The 10,431-nt window shown below is 45.6% G+C and carries 11 protein-coding genes, 1 tRNA gene and 1 other RNA gene; 4 read left to right on the plus strand and 9 right to left on the minus strand.

What is annotated here, in order from left to right:
- A partial coding sequence (locus J7K41_02340) for a hypothetical protein (GenBank protein ID MCD6549527.1) occupies nucleotides 1-230 on the plus strand: 230 nt, incomplete at its 5' end.
- 256 nt (nucleotides 231-486) lie between these two features.
- Nucleotides 487-3,129 carry a pyruvate, phosphate dikinase gene (locus J7K41_02345; protein MCD6549528.1) on the plus strand — a complete coding sequence of 881 codons (2,643 nt, stop codon included), beginning with the start codon at nucleotides 487-489 and terminating at the stop codon, nucleotides 3,127-3,129.
- A gap of 33 nt (nucleotides 3,130-3,162) precedes the next feature.
- Here J7K41_02345 and J7K41_02350 read toward each other — a convergent pair whose 3' ends face one another.
- Both J7K41_02350 and J7K41_02355 read right to left on the minus strand, forming a co-directional pair.
- On the minus strand, nucleotides 3,163-3,795 hold the full coding sequence (locus J7K41_02350; GenBank protein ID MCD6549529.1) for a hypothetical protein: 633 nt from the start codon (nucleotides 3,793-3,795) through the stop codon (nucleotides 3,163-3,165).
- Nucleotides 3,747-4,130, minus strand: a complete 384-nt coding sequence (locus J7K41_02355; GenBank protein ID MCD6549530.1) for a hypothetical protein — start codon at nucleotides 4,128-4,130, stop codon at nucleotides 3,747-3,749. Before J7K41_02355 ends, J7K41_02350 begins: the two co-directional genes overlap by 49 nt.
- Before the next feature lie 103 nt (nucleotides 4,131-4,233).
- Between J7K41_02355 and ffs the strand changes: the two genes are divergently transcribed.
- Nucleotides 4,234-4,498, plus strand: an RNA gene (ffs, locus tag J7K41_02360) — signal recognition particle sRNA.
- A 79-nt stretch (nucleotides 4,499-4,577) separates the two neighbouring features.
- Nucleotides 4,578-4,661: transfer RNA gene (locus tag J7K41_02365), tRNA-Ser, on the plus strand.
- A 75-nt stretch (nucleotides 4,662-4,736) separates the two neighbouring features.
- Here J7K41_02365 and J7K41_02370 read toward each other — a convergent pair.
- From J7K41_02370 to J7K41_02400, 7 genes are all read right to left on the minus strand, one after another.
- Nucleotides 4,737-5,570 carry a magnesium transporter CorA family protein gene (locus J7K41_02370; GenBank protein MCD6549531.1) on the minus strand — a complete coding sequence of 278 codons (834 nt, stop codon included), beginning with the start codon at nucleotides 5,568-5,570 and terminating at the stop codon, nucleotides 4,737-4,739.
- 60 nt (nucleotides 5,571-5,630) lie between these two features.
- On the minus strand, nucleotides 5,631-6,401 hold the full coding sequence (locus J7K41_02375; protein MCD6549532.1) for a hypothetical protein: 771 nt from the start codon (nucleotides 6,399-6,401) through the stop codon (nucleotides 5,631-5,633).
- 31 nt (nucleotides 6,402-6,432) lie between these two features.
- Nucleotides 6,433-6,930, minus strand: coding sequence for an acyltransferase (locus J7K41_02380; GenBank protein ID MCD6549533.1), 498 nt, complete (start codon nucleotides 6,928-6,930; stop codon nucleotides 6,433-6,435).
- Nucleotides 6,931-6,964: 34 nt separating this feature from the next.
- Nucleotides 6,965-7,924, minus strand: a complete 960-nt coding sequence (gene ligD, locus J7K41_02385; protein ID MCD6549534.1) for a non-homologous end-joining DNA ligase — start codon at nucleotides 7,922-7,924, stop codon at nucleotides 6,965-6,967.
- A 16-nt stretch (nucleotides 7,925-7,940) separates the two neighbouring features.
- Entirely contained in the window at nucleotides 7,941-8,735 is a 795-nt protein-coding gene (locus tag J7K41_02390; protein ID MCD6549535.1) for a Ku protein, read from the minus strand.
- 98 nt (nucleotides 8,736-8,833) lie between these two features.
- Nucleotides 8,834-9,478: an HAD family hydrolase gene (locus J7K41_02395; GenBank protein ID MCD6549536.1), complete on the minus strand. Its 645-nt coding sequence runs from the start codon at nucleotides 9,476-9,478 to the stop codon at nucleotides 8,834-8,836.
- 55 nt (nucleotides 9,479-9,533) lie between these two features.
- Complete coding sequence (locus tag J7K41_02400) at nucleotides 9,534-10,163, minus strand: hypothetical protein (protein MCD6549537.1); 630 nt, start codon at nucleotides 10,161-10,163, stop codon at nucleotides 9,534-9,536.
- Between the last annotated feature and the right edge of the window lie 268 nt (nucleotides 10,164-10,431).

Raw genomic sequence — 10,431 nt, forward strand, 5'->3', positions numbered from 1 at the left:
ACAGCGTAGTAAACATGATACTGGGTAAAGAATCCGCTTACGGTAACGTCCGGATATACGACGAGACTGGTCGATTGGTCGGCGATATACACGTGTCCGGCGGTTACGGTAGAGGCGTACGTATAGATGTGAGCGGTCTGAACAGCGGCGTGTATAATGTAGTATTCGACGGTGTAGACGTACACGGTAACAAGATAACCGCAACCGGTAGGTTCACGGTAGTGAAATAAGAGAGTTTTGCAGCCTATTTTGTAAACAATATTATGCCTGACCCTATGCACTTATGATGAATTTTGTAGAACATTTTTTGAACATGTTAAAAGGGATGTTGAACATCGAATTCGAACGGTTTAATCCAACGGTTTTTTAAATTTAACTCGTTAATATTTAAGTGCAACGTTGTTCGTTTGTCGAAATCTTCTGTCGGTGTTTTAAAACGTTCGGAGTTTTGAATGTTTTTGGTTCGATTTGAGCGAGGTGAAAACCATGAGTAAGAAGTACGTGTATTCTTTTGAAGAAGGAGATATAAGTATGAAAGAACTTCTGGGTGGTAAAGGTGCAGGTCTGGCAGAAATGACTAAGATAGGGATACCGGTACCGCCAGGATTTACCATTGTTACAGAGGTGTGCGATTACTATTACAAGCACGGAAATACGTATCCGCCCGAGTTGAAGGAACAGGTTGAGACAAAACTTCACGAACTGGAGGACAAGATAGGTAAAAAGTTCGGTGATGACTCAGACCCGCTTCTTGTTTCCGTACGTAGCGGTGCCGCGGTCAGTATGCCCGGGATGATGGATACCATACTTAATCTCGGTCTGAACGACCGTTCTGTTGAAGGTCTGGCTAAGAAGACCGGTAATCCGCGGTTTGCTTGGGACGCGTACAGACGGTTTATACAGATGTTCGGCAATGTTGTTATGGGTATCGAACATTCCAAGTTTGAGCATGTGCTGGAAGAAGCGAAAAAGGAGAAAGGTGTGACACAGGATACAGAACTCGATACAGAGGATTTGAAGAAGGTTGTGGAAAGGTATAAACAACTGGTTCATGATGAGACGGGTCGCGATTTCCCCCAGGACCCTAACGAACAACTTTGGATGGCTATCGAAGCGGTTGTCAAATCTTGGAATAACGATCGCGCTATTGCTTATCGAAAGATAAACAACATAACCGGTCTCTTAGGTACCGCTGTTAACGTCCAGGCGATGGTGTTCGGTAACATGGGTGAAACCAGCGGTACCGGTGTGGCGTTCACACGTAACCCTGCAACCGGTGAAAAGAAGTTCTACGGCGAGTTCCTGTTGAATGCGCAAGGCGAGGATGTGGTGGCAGGAATACGTACACCGCAACCGGTAGAAAAACTGAAAGAAGTGATGCCTGAGGTTTACGACCAACTCTTGGATGTTGTTGAGAAACTTGAGAAACATTTCCGTGACATGCAGGACCTTGAGTTTACTATCCAGGAAGGTAAACTGTACCTGCTGCAGACACGAACAGGAAAACGTACCGCTAAGGCAGCAGTCAAGATTGCCGTTGACATGGTGCATGAAGGTCTGATAACCCGCGAAGAAGCGATAATGCGTGTTGACCCTGCCCAGATAGACCAACTCCTCCACCCGCAGATCGACCCGGTTGCTAAACAGGATCGTGCGATGATTGCCAAAGGATTACCTGCCAGTCCGGGCGCGGCTGTCGGTAAAGTAGTATTCACTGCAGAAAAGGCTAAAGAGATGGCAGAGAACGGTGAACGTGTGATTCTCGTCCGTACCGAAACATCTCCGGAGGATATAGAAGGTATGCATGCAGCAGTCGGTATACTTACGTCACGGGGCGGTATGACTTCCCATGCTGCAGTAGTGGCACGGGGTATGGGTAAATGTTGCGTGGTAGGTTGCGAGGAGATAACCGTGTACGAGGATAAAGGAGAGTTCGTCACCAAATCCGGCGAAGTCGTTAAAGAAGGGGATTATATTACATTGGACGGTAACACGGGTGAAGTGTTCATCGGACAACTCGGTGTCATCGAACCCGAACTCTCGGGCGAGTTCGCAGAACTGATGTCTTGGGCGGATGAGATACGTAGGTTGGGTGTCAAAACAAATGCCGATACGCCTAAGGATGCAGCGACTGCCCGTAAGTTCGGTGCCGAAGGTATCGGATTGTGCAGGACCGAACACATGTTCTTTGAAGAGGAAAGGATTAAGGCGTTCCGTGAGATGATACTGTTTGCAGATGATAGAGAACGTCGTAAGAAAGCGTTGGATAAGATCAGGCCTTACCAGGAGAACGATTTCTACGAACTGTTCAAGGTCATGGACGGATACCCGGTCACTATAAGACTCTTGGATCCACCGTTACACGAGTTCCTGCCCAAAACCGAAGAGGATATGCGCGCATTGTCAGAAGAAACGGGCGTGAGTATTGAGAAGATACGGGAAAAGGCGGAGGAGTTGCACGAGTTTAATCCTATGCTCGGGCACAGGGGTTGCCGTCTTGCCATCACTTATCCTGAGATCGCCGTAATGCAGACCGAAGCCATCATAGGTGCGGCTATCCGTGCGGTCAGGGAAGGTGTTAAAGTAGAACCGGAGATCATGATACCGCTTGTCGGTAAAGTGGAGGAACTCGAATATCTCGATAGAATAATACGTGAAACAGCAGACCGTATGATTGAAGAAGCTGGGCTGAAGGATAAACTGACCTATCGTGTAGGCACTATGATCGAGATACCGCGTGCAGCGTTGACTGCTGACGAGATCGCTCGTGTTGCCGAGTTCTTCTCGTTCGGTACGAATGACCTGACCCAGATGACGTTCGGTTATTCCAGAGACGATGCGGGCAAATTTATAAAAGAGTACCGGGAGAAAGGTATACTGGAGTTCGACCCGTTCAAAACACTTGACCAGAGAGGTGTAGGTAAACTGGTTAAGATGGCTGTGGAACTCGGTCGTAAAACCAGACCTGACATCCGGTTGGGCATATGCGGCGAGCACGGCGGCGACCCGGCATCGATAGATTTCTGTCATCGCGTCGGATTGGACTATGTGTCCAGTTCGCCGTACCGGGTACCGATCGCCAGATTGGCAGCGGCACAGGCAGCGATACGTAACAAAACCGGGCAGTAATACCTCTCGATGGTCTGACCTCTTCCTTTTTTTTTATTTTGATGCGTACGAGAGCCAATCTACCATTTCTACGTTGTTGTACTTCTCATCCAACATCCTTTTAAGCGAATTCTTCAACGTTTGTATATGCCATCCTCCGGCAACAGCCAAAACCCTGTCATACTTATCCAAAGCTTCTGTGCACGTTTCGGCCATATGGAAGTTTCTATGGGCGTCCCAATAGGTAGATACTCTGTTCATTTCGCAGTAATCGTAATGCGGATAAGGACCGATGTATTTTATATCTCCTAAGTAGTCTTCTAGTTTTTCCGTTCCCAAAAATCGTCTCGCCGCCGTCCGAATATCCTTTTCAACAAATTCTATCAAATGCGTGCCTTCGGGCATTCCGTCCACGTAAGGGTCAAAAACTTCGTTGTACAGTATCTGGTTGAGCATGTTTGAGAAAGCGATATCCCAATATATTTTCCTGTGTTCGGTTTTTCTGGGTGGCGGAGTCAAAAGGAAAAGATACAGCAACGTAACCGGATATCCGTATTTTTCTATCAATATTTTAAAACGGTCGGGTTCCGGCATATCCATACCACAGATGTTTATGCCTTCTCTTAATGATAACTCGATCAGGTAGTCGATCTCCGAATACGATGTCCTTCTTTTAGAAGTTCGCATTTCAACCGGTCCGATGAAAACGATTTCGGTCGTTCTACAAGAATCTGTTGAGGTCTTAAGATTCCGATAACCTCTTCAAGAAATTTTATAAACGGGTGGTCCGCACTCGTATGCAAACCTGAAACAAAGACCAGGTGTTTCGTTTTATCACCGACATTGACACTGTACACTCTGGTTTGTGTGTAAACACCGGTATAAGGTATAGACGAACTGCGTCCCTTTTTTGTTTGTTGATGTTTCGATGATGTGTTCACTACCTCTTCATAATTTGTTTGTCGGTATTTCAATATCTCTTCATAAAAATCGTTCACAGTTACTCCGGGTCCGCGGCGCATATTCTTCCTCACCCCAGTCAAGGTCTTTTTTTATCCCGAATCCTGCCTTTTTCCTAAGGAGACGAAAATGTTTAAAAACAGATGACATCCTATAATCTCGGTGGCGAGGGATAGGCCGGGGGCTAGGGGTCCCCGTACCCGCAAATCCCCTTTAGGCGGGGCCGAATCCCGGTGGCGTCAGACCGTGTCTGTAAGGCCTGTACGGACGGTGTTGACGGTCTGCCCCGTTGGACAGAGTACTGTGTGAACCTGGTCAGGCCGGAAGGAGCAGCCATAAGCACAGTGCTCTGTGCTAACGGGTCACCAGACCCGAGCCTACGTACAGGGTCCCTGCAGGTGCGGTTCTGGCAAAACCGGAGTTCCCTCGCCACCACGATAGACCGGTCTCATCATAATCCGCGATTTACGATACAGTTTTAAAAAGTTCGGTGACATTATTTAAGATGTGCTGGGGTCGCCTAGCCTGGTAGGGCGCTAGCCTGCTAAGCTAGTGTGCGTAAGCACGCGTGGGTTCGAATCCCACCCCCAGCGTTAAAAAATCGATCGTTGTAAAAACCTTAAACGGTTAGATGTTCGACCGGGTTAGATGTTTCGTAGTGAGACCGTTCATAAGAGTTTGCGATAGGCAAGTAGTAATGCCACACCTCCGGTCGCTATTACAGATATTACCGTAATAAGCCAGAATGCTGATTGTGACGTTTGAAAGGGAAGGTTAACATTCATTCCGTAGTAACTGGATATGATTGTCGGTATAGCCAATAGGATGGTTATAGACGTCAGAAACTTCATGATGTTGTTAAGGTTATTGGATACGATAGAAGAATAACCGTTCATAAAATTTGTCAGCAGTTGCGAATACAAAGAGATCATCTGTATTGTTTGTCTATTGTCTATGATGATATCTTCCAGGATGTCCTGATCATTCTTGTACATGGGTAACAAACGGCCGGATATGATCCTCTGCATCACACTGTTGTTGGCCACGGTAGCGATACTGAAATATTGAAGACTTTTCTGCATCTCCAACAGCATCATGATCTCTCTGTTGCCTGCGGATTTTGGTAGATGTTCTTTAGTTTGTTCGATCATGTGTTCAATGTATCTTAAATACACTGTGAAGTAATAGTTGGTTCTGTTCAGAAGTTGGAGTAGAAAACGGACACGTTTAGATGTGTAGAACTGTTTCACCTTACCTTTAACGAAACTGTCTATAACTTCATTTTCTTTGTTACATATCGTTATTATCACACCGTCTGTGATCACCACCCCTAGCGGATACGTGGTGAAGGCAGGACCGTATTTGGTATCTATCCGATGCGGTATCCTTATGATCACGATGACCGTATCCTTCTCTTTTTCGATTCGCGGGAGTTCGTTTTCATCCATTATGTCCAGGATCACATCCCTTGGTATCTTGAAATGTTTCTCAAGATATTTTATCTCGTCCTCGCTGGGCGTTCCTCTTCTCTTTCTTGTGTACCGATCCCCTCATCCTATACATCATTTCTTTTTAGGTACTATATCCTTCAATCCGCCAAACTCCGTACCGAACGTTTCCTTCCACGTCTCCTCGAATTCTTCAAGGATTCTGTCTCTAACCTCCAACTGTTGTTTAACGTCGTGGGTTCTTTTAGCGAGTTGCACATCGCCGTATATCACATAACCCACTGCCAACCCCCATGATACGTATGCGGCGGCTCTTGCCATGAAGGAAACGGTTTTTGCTGCGAACCGGCCTATCTTCGGACCTACTTTTTCGGCTGTTTTTTTAGCGGCCACAGAAGCGGCTTTTTTGCTCACCCCTCTCATCATAAGACCGCCGGCACCGAATACGACACCGCCGAACAACGGGTACTGAAGACTGACCAACGGATTGTTCAGTTCGGACCTCAGTTCTTCCGCATGGTCGACAGAGATCAGTCCCACATTCGTAAATATTCCGTAGATCTTGGAACACATCGAACTGTAAATCTTTCTCAGTTGTTTATCCGCTTCCGTCTGATCGATCTTTCCGTTCACCACTTTCTCCCTGAGGTTGAACAGTTCGTTTACCGTATTCGATAACACATTGCCCAGATCCTTCCAGAGCAGGTTTTCTATCTTTTTCTTTGTTTCGATGTCCTCGGGCGAAGGATATGCCGCTTCGATCATCGAATTGACCTCATCTTTAAGCGTATTCATCCATGCTTTGTTCAGTCGGTAAACCGCTTCGATCATCTTATCGATACGTTCCACGGATTCGTTTTCGGTTTCCTTTAACTTCTGTTCCATCATCACCACCTGATTCTTATTTTGAACCTGTTCATTTTAAAATCTTGATTAAACGTGCCGGGATCCCGCCGACCATCACGTCGGAAGGTACGTCTCTGTTGACCAGAGACATAGCGCTTACTATCGACCTGTCACCTATCTCGATACCCGGTAATATCGTAGAGTTAGCACCTATAACGACATCTTTACCGATCACAACTTTTCCGACCCTGAATTCGCCGACCAAGAACTCATGGGCTAATACGACCGCGTTGTATCCGATGACAGTGTTATCCCCGATTTCTATCAGTTCCGGGAAAAATATATCGAAAGTTGCGCACAACCCGATGCTCACGTTCTTACCTATTTTCATCCCGGTTCCTCTAAGCAGTATCCGTTTGAGTTGTAGTGAGGGGATATACTTTGCAACCCAGATGAGAAGAAAGTTTCTGATAACTTTCAACGGGTCGGCAAAATAAAACATGTAGTTGAGCGAATTCTTCGGACGGTCTTCGGAAGAGATCTTGAATACGTTGACCTTTCTTTTCATCGGTTCCGTCACCTTTTACAAACGCACGCGTCCGTTATCCCCTATGTTTGACCTGGTCAACGGTACATTCTTCCGGTGCTTTGTCGTACCTGATTCTTTTGAATACCGGTGCACGTAACCGTCCGTCATGCGTCACTTCCTGATAACCCACTTCGCACACGATCACGGGTTTAACCCAAACCGCGTCCTTGATCTTGATCCCTTTTACGGCAGGTCTGTCGGTGATGAACGGTTCCATGACCTTTTCAAGAAATCCCATTGTTTCTTCATCGAAACCCGTACCGACCGATCCGATGTATTTGAGACTACCCGTTTTTGTGTAAAGGCATAGCAACAGTGATGATATTTTTCTCTTATCGTGTCTGAATCCGCAGATGATCGCGTCTACCGTCTCCATAACCTTTATCTTCTTCCAATACCTGCTCCGTTTACCCGGTTCGTACGGCGAATATTTATGTTTGGCCATCACTCCTTCCAACCCTTCCTTTTTCACCAACCTGAAGAACCGTTTTCCGTACCTTTCAATATGGTCAAGTACGATTACGTGCGGATGACGGTTGATTCCCGTTTGTTTAAGCAGTTGTTTACGTTCTATCAACGGTTTGGAAGTGATATCTTTTCCGCGGTAGTACAACAGGTCGAACACGATGTACACCGCCGGGTAAAGTTTTGCTCTCAGTTTTATGACCTCTTCGTCATCAACGTGTTCGCGCATCTGTAAGAGACGGAATGAAGGTTTACCGTTCTTTATCACGATGACCTCTCCATCCAAGATCACCGATCCGTTTACGTATCTGTTCAGGTCCGACAGTTCCGGGTACCTGTACGTTATGTTTCTGAGCCGACGGTTCTGCAACCGGACGGTTCTCCTGTTAACGAATGCGATACATCTCGTACCGTCCCATTTTATTTCAAAAAGATATTCATCGCTGTCGAACGGTTCTGACCTGACTGCCAGCATGGGTTTGATGACGCTGTTAAACCTGATGCTCAATCCGCCTCACCGGTTTTCATTTTCCGTGTTTCTTCCTATGTTTTTTCTTTTCGACGACCTTCAAACTCTCTTCCAAAGATTTCATCAGTTCTTCCGTGGCTTTAACCTCACGTTGAACCTCTATCGGCGGTACCAATCCTTTGAGTTTCGCCTCTATCAGTTCCAACAACCGTTCCCTGTACTCGTCTTTGAACTTTTCCAGGTGAAGCGTTCCGCTCATAGCGTTGATCAATTCCTTGGCAAGTTTTACTTCGGACCGCGATACCTTGTGCTCCTTTAAAAGGAACGGAAAATCTGGTTTGATTATCTCATCGCTGTAGAATAAGGTATGGAGGACGAGTAGGTTTCCGTAGGGTCTGATCAGGACGATATGTTCCTTCTCTTTCAGTATGATCTTACCAACCGCTACTTTACCCGTCTGTTTCAACGCGTCCAAAAGGACGAGGTACGCCTTTTCACCGGTTTCTTCAGGTTCTATGTAGTATGCATTATCCAAATATATCGGATCCACTTCGGAAAGGTTTACAAACTCTATCACATCGATCGTCTTACCTTTCGCCAACGCGATCTTTTCAAAATCTTCATCGCTTAACACCACAAATTTGCCTTTTTCGTATTCGTAACCCCTTACCACGTCCTCCCAGGGCACCTCTATCTTACATTTTGGGCAATACCTTTCGTATTCCAGAGGCGTATTACATTTTTTGTGAAGGAGACGAAAAGAAGGTCTTTTGCTTCTTCTTGCAGTGTAAAGTTTTACAGGGATGTTCACCAATCCGAACGTTATCATACCTTTCCATAAGCTTCGCATGTCTAACCACCGTTATTATCTTGCACCGGTTTTTTATAAATGTTTTTGAACGGTCTGCGAGAGGATAAAACCTGTTTCAGAAGAAGTTAAATCATCCGTTATTTTTTAGATGTGCAAAGCAGTTCTTTTAAAGAACCCAGGTTGGGTGCCAGATAATCTACACCCTTTACATCCTCGTTAAAGAACCGCGGTTCCCGTACAATCAGTACAGTAGTCATACCGGCTTCTTTTGCGGCTTTAAGGTTTTCTATCCGATCATCTATCATCATACATAAACCCGGGTCCACACCCAGTTCTTCAGCCACCTTTATATAGAGTTTCGGAGACGTTTTACTGATCTTTACCTCCTCCACAACCTCTATCTTGTCAAAGTTCATTTCTGAGATGTCATCTAAGATGTCTTTAGTGAACATCAGAGGCGTATCTGTAACGACGGCTGTTTTCTTATCCTTCAGACACGGGATGAGTTCGTCAAAGGTTTCGTCGTAACTTCCTTTCAATGTCTCGATGAACAACGACCTTATCTTTTCGTAGTCGGATATGTTTAAAGATTTCCAGAATTCGTATTCAGTAATTCTACCATCCTTTAACCTGTTGTATACACTTTTGACAGTGGTATAATCTACCTCGTAACCGGTATGCGCCAGCATCGGCGTCAGTACGTTTTTTATTATGTGACCTTCCTCTATCAGCACGCCTGCCAGGTCGAACAGTACACATCTCCACTGCGGGGTATCATCCATCTTATATCCCTCGATCCACGATTTGTGACGGTGCGAACACTACGAACACGCCAATTTATCTCAAAAGTTTACAGATATCTTCCATACGCGTTAGTACGACTTCCGGAATAGTCCCGTTGAGTTTGGTAGCACCGCGTAACAGCACCGCAGAATCGAATCCGTGGTTTCTGTCTTTTAAATATCTCTCCACATCCGGTTCGATGAACAGTAGTCCGTTGTCGGCAAACTTCTCCTTGAGAATGGTGTAAACATCATCATGGTCGATGGGTTTACCGAGGTCGTAGGAGAACAGGTACATGTGAACCAGGTTTGATAGTCCGGAACTCTCGAAGATCTGTTCCACCCATTCTAACGGTATGTCTCCTTTGACGCAAATCTTCCTACCGGAAAGGTCTGGCACGACATTAACAAATTCGTCATCTAACGAGTACTCTAACTTTTCGAGTATGAGTTTTCTCGGCATGTTCGGATCACGGACGTCTATCCTGTTCCAAAACATCTTTTCATCTATTTTACCGAGTGAAAAATCCCGGTACGCTGAATAGAGTTCTGATTCGTTGTACGACATCCTGCATTCGTCGAGCGTTTCCCTAATGAGTTTCAGCGGGTCTTTTACCTTGAGTATTACGCCTAACAGTTCGAAGAGCACGACACGATAGTTCTTTATGTTCGAATCTTCAGTCATAGATGGTATTAATGAAGGATAACAATTTTAAAATGTTCTGCAAACTGAACGGTTCCCACTCCTACCGAATTTCGGTCTGCCGATCCGTCGTTTCAAAAACGAATTGTGAAGTTTCCAATCCGGGACACCGATTTTTCACAAACAAAAATTTAAAAACACCAACTGATTAACCCAAACCTATGATACGAACCCATACATGCAACGATCTGCGAGAGGTTGACGTGGGTAAACGTGTAGTTCTTACGGGATGGGCTAAAGGGATCCGCGA

This window comes from Candidatus Micrarchaeota archaeon (assembly GCA_021163225.1).
GTDB lineage: Archaea > Micrarchaeota > Micrarchaeia > Anstonellales > JAGGXE01 > JAGGXE01.